A 15645-nucleotide genomic window follows, 5' to 3' on the forward strand; every position below is an offset into this window, starting at 1 on the left:
ACGAAGCCGGCCCGGATCAGCGCCTTCCCTGGAATTGCCGCAGGAATTCATTGTCCGGCGACAGGATGATGTTGGTCTGCCCGTTCCGGTCGGGGGAGAAGGTGTAGCGATAGCTCTGCATCGCCCGGTAGAAATCATAGAAGTCCGGGTCTTTGCCATAGCTTTCGGCGTAGATGCGCGCGGCGTTGGCGTCCGCCTCGGCGCGGATGATCTGCGCCTGCTTGGTGCCCTGGGCGCGGATCGTCAGCGCTTCCTGCTCGCGCGCCGTCCGCATCCGGGTGAAGGCGCTGTCCAGCGGCGTGCCGTCGGGCAGGTCGGCGCGTTTGATCCGCACATCCACGATCTCCGCGCCATATTGGCGGGCGACGCGGTTGAGGCCGGTCTCGATATTCTGCATCACCTGCCCCCGCTCGGGCGAAAGCAGCGCGGCGAAGGGCCGCTTGCCCAGCTCGTTCCGCAGCGCCGACCCGAGGATCGGGCGCAATGCGTCGGATACGCGCTCCTCGCTGCCCGCCGCGATATACATGCGCAGTGGATCGACAATGCGGTAACGCGCGAACGCATCGACCTGCAAGCGCAGCTGATCGGTCGAGAGCACCTGCTGCCGATCCATTTCCACCGAGAGCACCCTTTTGTCGATCCAGACGATCTGATCGACGAAGGGCGCACGCACGATGACGCCCGCGCCGGTCTTGCCGAACGTCTCGTTGGGGCGATAGCGGTTGATGATATATTCGGGATTGCCGAAGCGGACGATCACGCCCTGCTTTGTTTCGGGCACGATCGCGACGGTGCTGCCCAGCAGGATCAGCGCGAACAGCACGATCAGCGCCAGGGCGACGGGGTGGCGGAGCGCGCCCATTACTGCGCCTCCGTCGCGCCGGCGGCCGCGCCCTGCGCCGCGCGCCGCTTGATTTCGGGCAGCGGCAGATAGGGCGTCACATTGCCGCCCTCCACGATGGTCTTGTCGACGCCGGACAACACGCCCTCCATGGTTTCATAATACATACGGCGGCGGGTGACGTCGGGCGCGAGCCTGTACTGCTCATAGACCTTGTCGAAGGCGGCGGCCTCGCCCTGTGCTTGCGCCGTCACCTGCTGGGCGTTGGCGCGCGCCTTGTTGAGATAGCTCTGCGCTTCCTGCTGCGCGGCGGACACCGCCTTGAAGGCGTCGTTGACCGCGGCCGGCGGGTCGGCCTGCTTGATCGCCACGCCCTGGATGCGGATGCCCGAACGGTATCCGTCCAATATCTCCTGCATCCGCAGTTCGACCTGCTGCTCGATCGTGGTCCGCCCCGCGCCCAGCGCGTCGTCCAGGCTGACGCTGGCGAGCACGGACCGCATCGCGCTTTCCGCCACTTCGCGCACCGTGTCGTCCGGCTCGCTGAGCTGGAACAGATACAGCTCGGGATTGCGGATATTCCACCGCACCGAATAAGCGAGGTCGATGATATTCTGGTCGCCGGTCAGCACCAGATTCTCGCTCTCCGCGCTCACCGATCCAATGTCGATGGTGCGGATTTCCTCGACATCGACCGTCGTCACCGCCTCGAACGGCGCGGGCAGCGTCAGGCTGATGCCGGGTGACAAGGTGCGGCTATATTTGCCCAGCATGGTGACGACGCCGCGCTCCTGCGGCCCGACCCGGTGGAAGCTGGTGAGCACCAGCCACAGCAGCACGACGATGCCGACCGCGATCGGCCAGATCGCCCGGCCGGTGGCGCGCGGCGGAAGACCGCCGAAACCGCCGCCGCCATTGCCGAAACTTTCCCGGCCCCGCCGCAGCAGTTCCTCGATCGCGGACGGGCCTTTCTGCCCGCCGGCGGGCTTGCCCGGCTGGGTCCACGGATTGCGCGGCCCGGCGTCGCCGCCTTTCTGTCCGTCGCCGTCCGGCCCGTCATTCTTGCCGCCCCAGGGGCCTTGGACCATCGCTGTTATCGCGGGCATCCACCCGAAGTGTCGTTTCATGCCTCTTCTATAGGTAGGCTCGGTACCGAAAAACAGTGCAAATGGGCGCGATAATTTCCTAGAGCGTCGCACCATGACCGATCTAGCCGATTTCGCCGCCCGCCTCGCCGCTCTTACCGACGGCCGCGCTAGCGCGCCGCGCGTGCGCGACGGGGTCATGACCCTGACGCTCGACGTCGCCGGCCTGTCCGCCCAGCAGCGCGAAGGGCTCGCTGCGGCGATCCGCGAAGGGGCTCTGGCCGTGGACAATGTGCGCGAGGTGCGCGTCATCGAAACCGCCGAGCGGCAGAGCGCCCCCACGCCGCCGCGCATCCTCGCCGTCGCGTCGGGCAAGGGCGGCGTCGGCAAATCCACCTTGTCTGCCAATCTCGCCGTCGCGCTGCACCGGCTGGGGGTGAAGGTGGGCCTGGTCGATGCCGACATTTACGGCCCCTCGCAGGCGAAGCTGATGGGCAGCGAGGACAGCAAGCCGACCGCGCAGGACAAGAAGCTCAATCCCGTCACCGGCACGCTCGGCATCCCGATGCTGTCGATGGCGCATCTGGTCGAACCGGGCAAGGCGCTCGCCTGGCGCGGGCCGATGGTCGGCAATGCGCTCACCCAGTTGATCGAGGCGGCGTGGGGCGACACCGACCTGCTGGTGGTCGACATGCCGCCCGGCACCGGCGACATTCAGCTCACCATGATCCAGAAGCACAAGCCCGCCGGCGCGTTGATCGTCTCGACCCCGCAGGATCTGGCCCTGATCGACGCGGCCCGCGCCGTCAGCCTGTTCGCGCAGGCCGGCGTGCCGATGGTCGGCCTGGTCGAGAATATGGCCGGCTATGCTTGCCCCCATTGTGGCGAAATTTCCGACCCCTTCGGCCAGGGCGGCGCGGAACGCGAAGCGGAAGCGCTCGCCATGCCCTTCCTCGGCCGCATCCCCCTCGCCATCGACATTCGCCGACGCTCCGACGCCGGCGATCCCCCGGCGGCGGGGGACGGGGTTCATGCCGATGCGTTCATGAGCGTCGCGCGCAAAGTGGCGGACTGGTTGAAAACGGCGGGATAAATATCCCTCTCCCCTGGGGGGAGAGGGCTGCGAAGACTTGGCAGCTTGCTGCCTAGTCGTAACTGGGTGAGGGGTCTGGACGCCACGACAACGCGCTGCCCCCTCATCCAACGTCGCCTAGCCGCGACGCGGCAAGGCTCCGTATCCTTCTCCCCCCAGGGGAGAAGGAGCGTGTCAAGGCTGCGGCAGGCGCGCCTTCATCGCGTCGATGCGGTCGTTCTGCTGGTCCACAAGCGACAAAGCGGCGGCGCGCGCGGCGTCTATGTCGTCCAGGCCGCCCGTCGCCTTGCCGTCCGCCACCGCATTGCTGCGCTGGACATAGAGGGTGTCGAGGCTGGCGAGCGCCGAGACGCTGTCGTTGCGCGCCGCCTCCAGCGCGCTGATCGCGACCTGCGCGGCAACCCAGGCGTCGCTCGACACCGCCGCGCCGGCTGCCGCGCGCACCGCGCGGTCGGCCTTGTCATGCGCCGCATCGAACGCCGCCGCGCCCTTGTCCGCCTGTTCGACATAGCTTGCGATCTCGGCCGACAGCGCCGCATCGGCGGGGACAGGCGCGGGCGGCGGCGCGACATCGGCCACCGGCGCGCTCTCGATCGGCCGCTTGGCGAGCGAAGGGTAGGTTTCCGGCGCGCCGGCGCAGCCTGACAGCAGGAGAGCGAGGGCGGCAAGGAGGCGGCGCGGTGTCATGCCTGCCCATCTAGGGGGCTGCCGCGCCGCGCGCAACCGGATCAAACGCCGGCGCGGGGCAGGGCGGCGGCGTCGCGCGCCAGCGCCTCGATCCGCGCCGGATCGACCGGCCCCTTGGGCACCAGCCATGTGCCGCCCACGCATTTGATGAAGGGCTGGGCCAGCCAGTCCGGCGCATTGTCGAAGGTGATGCCGCCCGTAGGGCAGAAGCGGGCTTCGTACAGCGGCGCGGCCAGCGCCTTGAGCGCCGGCAGCCCGCCCGATGTCGCCGCCGGGAAGAATTTGAAATGGGTCAGCCCCATGTCCATGCCGCGCATGACGTCGGCGGCGGTCGCGGTGCCGGGCAGGAAGGGCAGGCCAGCGTCGATCGCCGCGCGCCCCAGCGGCTCGGTAAGACCAGGGCTCACGGCAAAGCGCGCGCCCGCTTTCATCGCCTCGTCCAGTTGCCGGGGGTTCAGCACTGTGCCCGCGCCCACCACCGCGCCCTCCACCTGCGCCATCTCGCGGATCACGTCGAGCGCGGCGGGCGTGCGCAGAGTCACCTCCAGCGCCGGCAGCCCGCCCGCTACCAGCGCGCGCGCGATCGGCAGTGCGTCCTCGACCCGCTCCACTACCAGCACCGGGATCACCGGGGCCAGTTCCATCACCTGTGCTACGGTCAGGTCGCTCATCTCACTTCTCCCGGAAAGCTGCTGCGGCCCCGAACAGGCCGATTTCGTCATGGATGGCGCAGCGGATCGGCACGGTCGCCATCAGGCTCTCGAACCGGCCCTTCGCCGTGAAGCGGGCGTGGAAGCCGCTCTGCGTCAGAAAATCCTTCATTCGCTGGGTGAGGCCACCGGCCAGCACCACCGCATGAGGGCCATGCGCCAGCGCGAGGTCGCCCGCGACCGATCCATAGCACATACAGAAGCGTTCCAGCGCGCGGCGCGCGAAGGGATCGCTACCGTCGAGCGCGGCCTGCCACAATTCGGGGTCTTCCATCAGCACGACCCGCTCATGCCCGATCGTCGCCAGCGCCTTGTAGATATAATTGAGCCCCGGCCCCGACACGATCCGCTCGGTCGAGACGCGCAGGAACTTGTCGCGCAGATAGGAGAGGATGCGCTCCTCGATATGGTCGAGCGGCGCGAAGTCGAGATGCCCGCCTTCGGTCGCCACGACATGCGGCTCGCCATTGTCATAGGCGATCATCGCGACGCCCAGGCCCGTGCCCGGCCCCAATATGGTGACGCCGCCATCATAGGGGAAAGGCCGGTCCTCGCCGAACAGCAAAGGCAGATTTTCCGGCGGCAGGCGCGAGACCGCAAAGGCCACTGCCTCGAAATCATTGACCAGCCGCACGGTGCGCACGCCCAGATCCTCCGCCAGTGTGTCGGCGCGGATCACCCAGTTGCTGTTGGTGAGCTTGATGACCTCGCGCCCGATCGCTGTTGCAAAGGCGATCGACGCGGCGTCGGGCAGAGGACCGGCGCCGGCCGCTTCCTCATCGGCGGCGAAGGCGGCCCAGCAGGTCTGGAGGCTGGCATAATCCTCCACCTTATATTTGCGCACCGTGCCGAGCGTCGGCACGCCCTTGTCGTCGAGCGACGCGCGGGCGAAGCGGGCATTGGTCCCGCCGATATCGGCGGCGATGATGTCGGTCATAGTCAGGCGCCTCTGATTTTTTTGTTCGTCATCCCCGCGAAGGCGGGGATCCATCTCCGGCCGTGCATCTTGTCGCATCGTTGGGAGATGGGTTCCCGCCTTCGCGGGAATGACGTTTGTTTTGGATTTAAAGCTCGCTCTCCATCGCCGCCAGCATGGCCGACGCGCCCTGTTCGGCAAGGTCGCTGTGATGGCGGAACAGGGCGAAAAGCTCGCGGCCCGTGTCGTAGGGCGGGGGCGGGGCGGAGGGCTGCTCGCGCGCGTCCCATTCCGCCGCCTCGACCAGCGCCTCGACCACGCCGCTTTCCGCGCAAACCCGGACCATATCGCCATCGCGCAGCCGGCCGATCGGGCCGCCGCCCAAGGCTTCCGGCGACAGGTGGATGGCCGCGGGCACCTTGCCGCTCGCGCCGGACATACGGCCGTCGGTCAGCAGCGCGACCTTGAACCCGCGATCCTGGAGCACGCCCAATGCCGGTGTCAGCTTGTGCAGTTCGGGCATACCGTTGGCGCGCGGCCCCTGGAAACGGACCACCACCACCACGTCGCGCTCCAGCTCACCGGCCTTGAAGGCGCGCAGCACATCGTCCTGATCGTGGAAGACGGCGGCGGGCGCCTCGATCGTCCATCGCTCCTTGTCGACCGCGCTCACCTTCATGACGCAGCGGCCGAGATTGCCCTGGAGCAGCTTCATGCCGCCATCGGGCTGGAAGGGATTGGACGCCGGCCGCAGCATATTTTCGTCGCGGCTTTCAGGCACATCCTTCCAGGTCAGCGCCTCATTCTCCAGCACCGGCTCCTTGCCATAGTCGGTGAGGTCCGCCCGCGCGACCGTCATGATGTCGCGGTGGAGGAGGCCCGCGTCGAGCAACTCGCGGATCACGAAGCTGATCCCGCCCGCCGCATGGAAATGGTTCACGTCGCCCGACCCGTTGGGATAGACGCGCGCCAGCAGCGGCACGACATCGGAAATCTCGGCAAGGTCGGTCCAGTCGATACTGATCCCCGCCGCGCGCGCGATGGCGGGCAGATGGATGGCTTGGTTGGTCGATCCGCCCGTCGCCATCAGGCCGATCATGGCGTTGACGATGGCCTTTTCATCGACGCAATGGCCGAGCGGCCGGTAATCCTCGCTATCCCAGCCGATCGACGCCACCCGATGCACCGCCGCGCGGGTCAGCTCGGTCCGCAGCTTCGTGCCCGGATTGACGAAGGAGGCGGCGGGCATGTGCAGGCCCATCATCTCCATCATCATCTGGTTGCTGTTCGCCGTGCCATAGAAGGTGCAGGTGCCCGCGCCATGATAGGAGGCGCTTTCGGACTCCAGCAGTTCCTCGCGCCCGACCTTGCCCTCCGCATAGAGCTGGCGGATGCGCACCTTTTCCTTGTTGGCGAGGCCCGAGGGCATCGGCCCGGCGGGGATCAGGATGGTCGGCAGATGACCGAAGCGGAGCGCGCCGATCAGCAAGCCCGGCACGATCTTGTCGCAGATGCCGAGCAGCAGAGCGCCCTCGAACATCGCATGGCTGAGCGCCACCGCCGTCCCCATCGCGATCGTGTCGCGCGAAAACAGCGACAGGTCCATGCCCGCCTGCCCCTGGGTCACGCCGTCGCACATCGCCGGCACGCCGCCCGCGACCTGCGCCGTCGCGCCGACTTCGCGCGCGGCGATCTTGATCTGCTCGGGGTAGCGGCCATAGGGCTGATGCGCCGAAAGCATGTCGTTATAGGCGGTGACGATGCCGATGTTCATCGCCTGGCCGGTGCGGATCACCGGCTTGTCTTCGCCGCTCGCCGCAAAGCCATGGGCGAGGTTGCCGCAGGAGAGTTGCGCGCGGTTGGTGCCCGCGTCGCGGCCGCGCTCGATCAGGTCGAGATAGTGTCGGCGGCGCAGTCGGCTGCGCTCGACGATGCGCTCGGTCACCTTGGCGATGGTCGGGTGAAGATCAGTCATGCCAGCTTGCTCCGTCGCGTTCGATCAGGGCAATGGCCGAGGATGGCCCCCAGTTCCCCGAACTATAGGGGGCGGGCTTCATATTGGCGTCCTTCCACCCTTCGATGATGCTGTCGATCCAGGTCCATTGCGCCTCCACCTCGTCGCGGCGCACGAACAACGTCTGGTCGCCGGCGAGCAGGTCGAGGATCAGCCGTTCATAGGCGATGCGGCGGCGCTGCCCCGCGAAGGCGGCGGTCAGGGAGACGTCGAGCGTCACTTCCTCCAGCCGCACTTGCCGTTCGAGGCCAGGCCGCTTCGACATGATCTGAAGCCGGATATATTCCTCGGGCTGAAGGCGGATGACCATGGTGTTGGGTTCAAGCCCCGTGCCATGCCCGTCGCGACCGAAGATGCTGTGCCGCACCGGCTTGAACTGGATCACGATCTCGGACTGGCGCGCGGGCATCCGCTTGCCGGTCCGCAGGTAGAAGGGCACCCCCTGCCAGCGCCAATTGTCGATATGCGCCTTCAACGCCACGAAGGTCTCCGTGTCGGACGGCTGGCCGAGTTCGTCGGCATAGCCGGTGACGATCTGGCCGCAGACGGCGCCCGGCGTATATTGGCCGCGCACGCTGTGGGTCTTGACCGTTTCGCCGGTCATCGGGCGGAGCGAGCGCAGCGCCTTCACCTTCTCGTCGCGCACGGCGGTCGGGTCCATGCGCGCGGGCGGTTCCATCGCGATGATCGACAATATCTGGAGCATATGGTTCTGCACCATGTCGCGCAGCGCGCCGACGCCGTCATAATAGGAAACGCGGCCCTCCAGCCCCACCGTCTCCCCCACGGTGATCTGCACATGGTCGATCGCGGTCGCGTTCCACAGCGGCTCGAACATGACATTGCCGAAGCGTAGCGCGAGGAGGTTCTGGACCGTTTCCTTGCCGAGATAATGATCGACCCGGAAAATCTGGCTTTCATCGAACAGCGCGCCGATGCCGTCATTGACCGCTTTTGAGGAGGCCAGATCCTTGCCGATCGGCTTTTCCATCGCGATCCGCGTGTCGGGGCGGATCAGGCCCGCATCGGCCAATCCTTGAGCGGTCGGCGCGAAGAGCGAGGGCGGGGTGGAGAGATAGACTGAGAGACCGCGCTCGGCCCGCCCATCGATCCGCTCGGCCAGCGCCGCCAGTTGATCGGCATTGCCCGCCTCGACCGGCTGATAGCAGATCATCGGCAGGAAGCTGCCCGCCAGCTCCGCCGTGTAGCGATCGCCCAGAAACTGCTGCAACGCCGCATCCACATCCTCGCGGAAGGCGTCATCGTCCATCTCCGAGCGGCCCGATGCGACGATCAGGAAATCCTCGGGCAGCAGCCCGTCGGCATGAAGATTGTAGAGCGAGGGAAAGATCATCCGGCGGGCGAGATCGCCCGTGGCGCCGAAGAGCAGGAACGTGGCAGACGGTTCGGTCAAGGGAATCCCCCCTCCGTTTGGAAGTTGTCTATGTCTGCACGATGGCGCTCTTATAGCGCGCGCCGATCGTTACGCAAGAAGGCTATCGGCGATGCGCGCCGCCCGCAACGCCGCTGTGCCGCAAGCGGGAACATGCGGCTCGCTGCCGCGCTTGGAGCCTTGCCAAACCCAAGGAGATTCCATGCTGACAGTCCAGCCCCTCAACTGCACGCTCAAGCGCGGCAGCGGGCAAGCCAGTTCGACCGACGCGATGATCGGCCTGCTCGCCACCGAATTTCGCGGACTGGGGGTGAGCGTCGCCGACACCATCCGGGTCGCCGCGCATAATGTCCTGCCCGGCGTCACATCGGACGAAGGCGAGGGCGACGAGTGGCCCGCGATCCGCGCGAAGATTCTCGCCGCCGATATCCTGATCCTGGGGACGCCGATCTGGATGGGGCAGGCGGGCAGCGTCGCCAAGCGGGTGCTGGAGCGGATGGACGCCTTCCTCTCCGAAACCGACGACAAGGGGCGGATGCCGAGCTGGTCGAAGGTCGCCGTCGCCGCGATCGTCGGCAATGAGGATGGCGCCCATGCCGCCTCCGCCCAGATGTTCCAGGCGCTCAACGATGTCGGCTGGACCATCCCCGCCATCGCTGCCTGCTATTGGGTGGGCGAGGCGATGGGGAAGACCGACTTCAAGGATCTGGAGCAGACGCCCGACAAGGTGCTGGAAACCGCGAAGATGGTGGCCGGCAACGCCGCGCATCTCGCCGGCCTGCTCAAGGCCAATCCCTTCCCCGGCCTGCCCTAAGAATGACTCTTGCCTTTTCGTATCTTGTTCCCCGGCGGAAGCCGGGGTCCAGGGTTCGAGACGGAGTGCGTGGGGCTCTGGGCCCCGGCCTTTCGCCGAGGAACAAGATTGATTTGGCTTCGTGTTTTCAAAGACGCATCTCGGTATCGCCAGATGGGAACCGGGGCCGGCTGGCGACCGTTCTAGCAGCGAAATGAAAAAGCTGCTGCCCACCGCCTGCCTGCTCCTCCTCGCCTGCGACGCCCTGCCGCGCGATCCGGAAGGAACCAGCGAGCGGATCGCGCGGAGCCACGTCATCCGCGTGGGACTCGCCACCGGCGGCACGGATCTCGGCCGCGCCGCCTCGGCCCGCCTGCTCGACCGGCTGGCGCGCGAAACCGGCGCGCGGCCGCAGCTCCGCGCCGGCGCGACCGAGCCGCTCTTCACCGACCTCCAGCAAGGCCGGCTTGACCTCGTCCTTGCGCCGCTGTCCCCCAAAAGCCCCTGGGCGACGATGGTCGCCTTCAGCCCGCCGCTCGCGACGCGCGGGCAGGGCAAGGACCGGCTCGATCAATATGCCGTCCTGCGCAACGGCGAGAATCGCTGGATCATGACAGTCGAGAAGGCCGCCCGCGCCGCCGCCGATCCGGGAGCCGGCCAGTGACCGATATCGACCGCCTCCCGCCGCATATCGTCGAGACCCTTCGCAAAGCCGAGCGGCTTCAATGGTGGAAGATCGGCTGGACTGTCAGCATCGTGATCGTGATGGGCCTTGTCATGGGGCAGAGCCAGACGATGAAAACCGCCTGGGTGGAAGACCTGCTGAGCCTGGTGCCGTCGATCGCCTTCCTCGTCGCCGCGCGCATGGAGCGCAAGGGGCAGGCATCGGCGCGCTTCCCCTTCGGCTTCGAGCGGGTGAACGGCCTCGGCTTCTTCCTCGCCGCCGTGGCGCTGGCGGCGACCGGCGCTCTGCTGCTGTGGGATTCGGCGATGACTCTGATCCATGCAGAACATGCGACGGTAGGATCGGTGCGCTTGTTCGGCCACGACATCTGGCTCGGCTGGCTGATGCTGGCGGCGCAATTCTATGCGCTCATCCCCCCGCTCATCATCGGGCGCAAGGAATTGCCGCTGGCGCAAATGCTCAACGACAAGCTGCTCCATACCGACGCTTTGATGAACAAGGCCAACTGGATGACGGGCGCGGCGGGCATGGCCGGCATCATTGGCCTCGGCCTTGGCTGGTGGTGGGCCGATTCGGTCGCGGCGGCGATCATCTCAGTGGACATCATCCATGACGGGTGGAAGGCGCTGCGCTCCTCCACCGCCGAACTGATCGACGGCGCGCCGCGCGCTCTGTCCAGCCCCGACCTGTCGGACGAGGCGCAGGCGCTCAAAGCCCGGCTGGAGCAACGCTATCCCGGCGCGGACGTGCGCCTGCGCGAAACCGGCCGCCTGATCCATGCCGAAGTCCATGGCGTCAGCGGCCCGCCCGACCCGATCGACCCAAGCGCCCACTGGCCCGCCGACGAGCAGCGCCTCTGGCGGCTCGCCCAGATCGCTTTCGTCCCCCCGCGCGCCGGCGATTCCGGCTGAGCGGCCGATTTTCGGCTGGACGAAGCCCCATGATTTTGCCATCTGGCCTCTCCCAACCGTTGCGGGTGTGGTGAAACTGGTAGACGCGCCGGACTCAAAATCCGGTTCCGCAAGGAGTGTCGGTTCGAGCCCGACCACCCGCACCACGGGCTTTCCAGCAGAAGCGCGCTGCCCAAGCAGAAGCAGATGCTCTCTTTAGCCCTCTCCCGCTTTCGCGGGAGAGGGTTGGGTGAGGGTCTTTCTTCCTTCACAGTGCAGCAAATGTACCCGGTCCGCCGCCAGATCAGCCCTCATGCCGCGGGGCTTCGACGCGATATGACCGATGCCGAACGCGCGCTCTGGGCGGTGCTGCGGAATCGACAACTGGAAAATGCGAAATTCCGCAGGCAAGCCACCATTGGACCATTTATAGTGGATTTTCTCTGCGTCGAAGCCGCCTTGGCCGTGGAACTGGACGGCGGCCAACATAGCGAGGAGCGCGACCATTCCCGCACCGATTTCCTGGAAGCGCGCGGCCTGTCTGTCATCCGGTTCTGGAATCATGAGGTGCTGGAGAATTTGGATGGCGTCATCGAAGCTATAAGATCGATGCTTCTGAAAAGAAGACCCTCACCCAAACCCTCTCCCGTGAAGACGGGAGAGGGCTAAAGGACCAGCCTGCTCAACCCCGCCCCGCAAACCAAGGCATCATCCGCGCGATCGCATCCTCCACCCGGTCGGTCGACACCGCGAAGCTGAAGCGCAGGAAGCGGTGCCCGTCGACCGGATCGAAATCGATCCCCGGCGCGGTCGCAACGCCCGTGTCGCGCAGCAGCGTCTGGCAGAAGGCGAGGCTGTCGTTGGTCAAATGCCCGACATCGGCATAGATGTAGAAGGCTCCGTCCGGCGGCGCGATCCGCTGGAGGCCGAGCGCGGGCAGCGCCTCGAGCAGCAATTGCCGGTTGCGGCGATAGGTCTCGACATGCCCCTCCAGCTCTTCGGTGCAATCGAAGGCGACCAGCCCCGCCCGCTGCGCCAGCACCGGCGGGGTCAGGAACAGATTGCCCATCCGCGCCCGCGCCACATCGATCAGGCGCGGCGGCACCACGATCCAACCCAGCCGCCACCCGGCCATGCTGAAATATTTGGAAAAGCTGTTCACGATCACCGCGTCCGGCGCATATTCCAGCATAGAGCGCGCCGGCTCGCCGAAGCTCAGCCCATGATAGATTTCGTCCGACACGATGGCGATGCCACGCTCCGCGCACACCCGCGCGATCGCCGCCAGTTCGTCCGCCGGGATGATCGTGCCCGTGGGATTGGCGGGGCTCGCAAGGATCAGGCCGTCGGGCGCCGGGTCGATCGCCGCCAGTGCGTCCGCGCTGATCTGATAGCGCTCCGCCGGCCCGCAGGCGACCTCGACCGGCTCCAGATACAGCGCCTTCAGATTATTGCGATAGGCGACATAGCCCGGCCGCGCCGTCGCCACCCGCGCGCCCGGCGCGAACAGGCTGGTCAGCGCCAGAACCAACCCCGGCGACGCGCCGCAGGTCAGCAGCACCTGCTCGGGATCGACCGCGACGCCATACCGATCGGCATAGAGCCGCGCGATCCGCTCTTTGAGCGCCACGCTTTCCCAATAGCCCATCGGCTCGGTGTCGAGCACCCGATGCGCCTCCGCAACCGCGGCGGCCGGCGCGCCGGTCGAAGGCTGGCCGAACTCCATATGCAGGATCGAGCGCCCTTGCGCGCTGAGCGCATGGGCTTCGCGGCTGATGGCGATGGCGTGGAAGGGGGCAATGTCGGCGATCATGAACTTGGCTAACCTATGTGAGTTTCGGCAACATGCGCGGGCGAAACCGCGTTGGAAGGGCCATGAACCAGACCATGCTCACCGCCCTGCAATATTATGGCGCGGGCGCGGCCACCCTTGCCGCGCTCATCGTCTCCCTCAATCTCGGCCGCCGCGTCACCGGATGGGCCTTCGTCCTGTTCGTGACAAGCTCCATCGCCCTGATCGGCTGGGGCTTTCTTGACGAGAATAGCGAAGGCATCGGCTGGCAGAATGTGGCTTTGCTGGTCATCAACGCGATCGGCGTCTGGCGGCATCTGATTTCGGGGCATGGGGCGCGAGAATAACATTTCACCCCGTCATCCCCGCGAAGGCGGGGATCCATCTCCGGCGCTACCTCTTGGTGCAAGGTCAGGAGATGGATTCCCGCCTGCGCGGGAATGACGATGTGGGTATGAACTCACCCCTCCGCGATCCACACTTCCACCGGCACCTTGTCCTGCAACAGCGCCAGCCGGATAGGCAGTTCCTCCACCGGCCCGCCCGCCAGCGCGCGATCATAGACCGCCCTCTTGCCCGCCCCGCCGATCTGGAGAAAGATATGCCGGCTGTCGAGGATCGCGCTGGCGGTCAGCGACAGGCGCTGGTGCGGCGCGGCGGGCGGGGTGACGGCGATCGTCCGCGCGCTGGATGACAACCCCTCGGCCAGTTCCGCCGCTTCTGGGAACAGCGAGGCGGTATGCCCGTCATCGCCCATGCCCAGCAGCACGATGTCGAGCGGCCAGGGCAGGGCCGCAATGGCCCGCTCTGCCTCCGCTTGGCCCGCATAGGCGTCCGCAGCCTCATTCTTCATCGGCACGAAGCGCGCTTCCGCAGCCGGCCCCTGTAACAGCGTCTCGCGCACCAGCCGCTCATTGCTGTCGGCGCTCACCGGCTCGACCCAGCGCTCATCGACCAGCGTGACCACCACCTTGCCCCAGTCGATCGGCGCTTGCGACAACGCCTCCAGCACCGGCCGCGGCGACCGCCCGCCCGACACCGCCAGTGTCGCGACGCCGCGCGCCGCGATGGCATCGCCCAGGATCGCGGCGATCCGCGCGGCAAGGTCGGCGGCGGCCTGCGCCCCGGTAGCGAAAATATGTTCGGTCGGCATGGGCTTACTCCGGCGCGTCAGGAAGCGTGCAGATGTCCACCCATGTCGCCCCGGTCAAGACGCCAAGCCGCTCCGGCGTCAGCTCGACCGAGGTGGTGCGCGATCCCGCTGCCGGAAACACGGTCTCGAACACCTTCAACGAAACATCGCAATAGACGGGCAGGGGCGCGGCAAGCCCGAACGGGCACACCCCGCCGACTGGATGCCCGGTGATCGCCTCGACCTCGTCGCCGCCCAGCATCCGGGGCTTCGCCCCCAGCGCCGCCTTCGCCTTGCCGTTGGACAGCCGCGCGTCGCCCCGCGCGCAGACCAGCACGACTTGCTCGCCCACCCGCAGCGACAATGTCTTGGCGATCCGCGCCGGCTCGACGCCGAGCGCGACGGCCGCCTCCGCCACCGTCGCCGTGCTCACCCCCTGGTCGATGATCGCCACGTCGGGCGCGTGCGCGGCGAAGAAAGCGCGGACGCTCGCCTCGCTCATTCCCGCTCCCCAAGCTTGCGCTCCCACGCCAGCGCATGGCCGACGATCTGGTCGAGATCGGCAAAGCGCGGCTCCCACGGAAAGGTCGCTATGATCGCGCTGTTGTCGGAAATCAGCTTGCCCGGATCGCCCGCGCGCCGCCCGCTCATGATCCGCTTGACCGGCATGTTCGTCACCCGGTCGACCGCATCCAGCACCTCCAGCACCGAAAAGCCCCGGCCATAGCCGCAATTGAGCAGATGGCTGCGCTCCGGCTCCGCCATCAGCGCTTCCAGCGCCAGCAGATGCGCGGCGGCGAGATCGGTCACATGGATATAGTCGCGCACCCCAGTCCCGTCGGGCGTATCGAAATCCGTGCCGAAGACGCTGACGCTCTCCCGCTTGCCCAGCGCCGCCTCGACCGCGACCTTGATGAGGTGGGTCGCGCCCGCCGTCGACTGCCCCGTCCGCCCCTCCGGGTCAGCGCCGGCGACGTTGAAATAGCGAAGCGCGCAATAATTCATCGGATGCGCCGCCGCCACGTCGCGCAGCATATATTCGGTCATCAGCTTCGACATGCCATAGGGATTGATCGGCCGCTGCGGCGTATCTTCGCGCACCGCTTCGACGTCCGGCGTGCCATAGGTGGCGGCGGTCGAGGAAAAGATGAAGTGCGGCACGCCCACGCGCACCGCGCTCTCGATCAGGTCGCGGGTCTTGGCGCTGTTGTTGTGATAATATTTGAGCGGATTCTCGACCGATTCCGGCACCACGACCGAGCCTGCAAAATGCATGATCGCGCGCACGTCATGCGCGCGCAGCGTCGCTTCCACCAGCGGCTGGTCGGCAATGTCGCCGCGCACCAGCGGCACGCCGTCCGGCACCGCCCAGTCGAACCCGGTGACCAGATTGTCGATCACCACCACGCCATAGCCCGCGTCCTTGAGCGCCAGCACCGCATGGCTCCCGATATAGCCCGCGCCGCCGGTGATCAGGACAGTGGGTTTTTCGGTCATGTCGTCTCCTTGCAAGCGTCGCGAAGACGCCTAACCCGAAGACGTTACGAATTACAATCGCAGCCCGCCATCCTGTGCCCCGGCGAAGGCCGGGGCCCAGGGGACGAGGCGCAGCGT

At 66.9% G+C, this 15645-nt stretch carries 17 protein-coding genes and 1 tRNA gene; 7 read left to right on the forward strand and 11 right to left on the reverse strand.

The annotated features are described in order from the left end of the window. Nucleotides 1–16: 16 nt before the first annotated feature. Entirely contained in the window at nucleotides 17–862 is an 846-nt protein-coding gene (gene hflC, locus V2B31_RS10470) for a protease modulator HflC (protein WP_328278212.1), read from the reverse strand. Further along, complete coding sequence (gene hflK / locus V2B31_RS10475; protein WP_328278214.1) at nucleotides 862–1968, reverse strand: FtsH protease activity modulator HflK; 1107 nt, start codon at nucleotides 1966–1968, stop codon at nucleotides 862–864. The genes hflC and hflK overlap by 1 nt, the downstream gene beginning before the upstream one ends. A gap of 73 nt (nucleotides 1969–2041) precedes the next feature. On the opposite strand from hflK, the gene V2B31_RS10480 reads away from it, so the two are divergent. Next, nucleotides 2042–3019, forward strand: coding sequence for an Mrp/NBP35 family ATP-binding protein (locus tag V2B31_RS10480; RefSeq protein ID WP_328278216.1), 978 nt, complete (start codon nucleotides 2042–2044; stop codon nucleotides 3017–3019). Between the two features lie 174 nt (nucleotides 3020–3193). On the opposite strand, the gene V2B31_RS10485 is transcribed toward V2B31_RS10480, so the two are convergent. The 5 genes from V2B31_RS10485 to zwf form a co-directional block, all read right to left on the reverse strand. Then, the gene (locus tag V2B31_RS10485; RefSeq protein WP_328278218.1) at nucleotides 3194–3706 is read right to left on the reverse strand and encodes a hypothetical protein; all 513 of its coding nucleotides are present in this window, start codon (nucleotides 3704–3706) and stop codon (nucleotides 3194–3196) included. A 41-nt stretch (nucleotides 3707–3747) separates the two neighbouring features. After that, on the reverse strand, nucleotides 3748–4377 hold the full coding sequence (eda, locus tag V2B31_RS10490; RefSeq protein ID WP_328278219.1) for a bifunctional 4-hydroxy-2-oxoglutarate aldolase/2-dehydro-3-deoxy-phosphogluconate aldolase: 630 nt from the start codon (nucleotides 4375–4377) through the stop codon (nucleotides 3748–3750). Nucleotide 4378: 1 nt separating this feature from the next. After that, the gene (glk, locus tag V2B31_RS10495; protein WP_328278221.1) at nucleotides 4379–5353 is read right to left on the reverse strand and encodes a glucokinase; all 975 of its coding nucleotides are present in this window, start codon (nucleotides 5351–5353) and stop codon (nucleotides 4379–4381) included. A gap of 127 nt (nucleotides 5354–5480) precedes the next feature. Beyond that, complete coding sequence (gene edd, locus V2B31_RS10500; protein ID WP_328278223.1) at nucleotides 5481–7307, reverse strand: phosphogluconate dehydratase; 1827 nt, start codon at nucleotides 7305–7307, stop codon at nucleotides 5481–5483. After that, entirely contained in the window at nucleotides 7300–8760 is a 1461-nt protein-coding gene (gene zwf / locus V2B31_RS10505) for a glucose-6-phosphate dehydrogenase (RefSeq protein WP_328278224.1), read from the reverse strand. The genes edd and zwf overlap by 8 nt, the downstream gene beginning before the upstream one ends. Nucleotides 8761–8941: 181 nt before the next feature. On the opposite strand from zwf, the gene V2B31_RS10510 reads away from it, so the two are divergent. The 5 genes from V2B31_RS10510 (at nucleotide 8942) to V2B31_RS10530 (ending at nucleotide 11776) form a co-directional block, all read left to right on the forward strand. After that, nucleotides 8942–9553, forward strand: a complete 612-nt coding sequence (locus V2B31_RS10510; RefSeq protein WP_328278226.1) for a flavodoxin family protein — start codon at nucleotides 8942–8944, stop codon at nucleotides 9551–9553. A 193-nt stretch (nucleotides 9554–9746) separates the two neighbouring features. Further along, a complete protein-coding gene (locus V2B31_RS10515) occupies nucleotides 9747–10196 on the forward strand; it encodes a hypothetical protein (RefSeq protein ID WP_328278228.1) in 450 nt (149 codons plus the stop codon). Then, nucleotides 10193–11128, forward strand: coding sequence for a cation transporter (locus V2B31_RS10520; protein ID WP_328278230.1), 936 nt, complete (start codon nucleotides 10193–10195; stop codon nucleotides 11126–11128). Before V2B31_RS10515 ends, V2B31_RS10520 begins: the two co-directional genes overlap by 4 nt. 61 nt (nucleotides 11129–11189) lie before the next feature. Continuing rightward, nucleotides 11190–11274, forward strand: a tRNA-Leu gene (locus V2B31_RS10525). Between the two features lie 115 nt (nucleotides 11275–11389). Further along, on the forward strand, nucleotides 11390–11776 hold the full coding sequence (locus tag V2B31_RS10530) for an endonuclease domain-containing protein (protein WP_328278304.1): 387 nt from the start codon (nucleotides 11390–11392) through the stop codon (nucleotides 11774–11776). 13 nt (nucleotides 11777–11789) lie between these two features. Here V2B31_RS10530 and V2B31_RS10535 read toward each other — a convergent pair whose 3' ends face one another. Continuing rightward, a complete protein-coding gene (locus V2B31_RS10535; protein ID WP_328278232.1) occupies nucleotides 11790–12920 on the reverse strand; it encodes a pyridoxal phosphate-dependent aminotransferase in 1131 nt (376 codons plus the stop codon). 62 nt (nucleotides 12921–12982) lie between these two features. Between V2B31_RS10535 and V2B31_RS10540 the strand changes: the two genes are divergently transcribed. After that, nucleotides 12983–13246, forward strand: coding sequence for a hypothetical protein (locus V2B31_RS10540; protein ID WP_328278234.1), 264 nt, complete (start codon nucleotides 12983–12985; stop codon nucleotides 13244–13246). A gap of 113 nt (nucleotides 13247–13359) precedes the next feature. On the opposite strand, the gene pgl is transcribed toward V2B31_RS10540, so the two are convergent. The 3 genes from pgl to galE are packed head-to-tail and all read right to left on the reverse strand — an operon-like array spanning nucleotide 13360 to nucleotide 15528. Further along, complete coding sequence (pgl, locus tag V2B31_RS10545) at nucleotides 13360–14052, reverse strand: 6-phosphogluconolactonase (RefSeq protein WP_328278236.1); 693 nt, start codon at nucleotides 14050–14052, stop codon at nucleotides 13360–13362. A 4-nt stretch (nucleotides 14053–14056) separates the two neighbouring features. Next, nucleotides 14057–14533 carry a YbaK/EbsC family protein gene (locus V2B31_RS10550; protein WP_328278238.1) on the reverse strand — a complete coding sequence of 159 codons (477 nt, stop codon included), beginning with the start codon at nucleotides 14531–14533 and terminating at the stop codon, nucleotides 14057–14059. Beyond that, nucleotides 14530–15528, reverse strand: a complete 999-nt coding sequence (gene galE, locus V2B31_RS10555; RefSeq protein WP_328278240.1) for a UDP-glucose 4-epimerase GalE — start codon at nucleotides 15526–15528, stop codon at nucleotides 14530–14532. The genes V2B31_RS10550 and galE overlap by 4 nt, the downstream gene beginning before the upstream one ends. Nucleotides 15529–15645: the final 117 nt, after the last annotated feature.

Source organism: Sphingobium sp. (assembly GCF_036170395.1).
Lineage (GTDB): Bacteria > Pseudomonadota > Alphaproteobacteria > Sphingomonadales > Sphingomonadaceae > Sphingobium.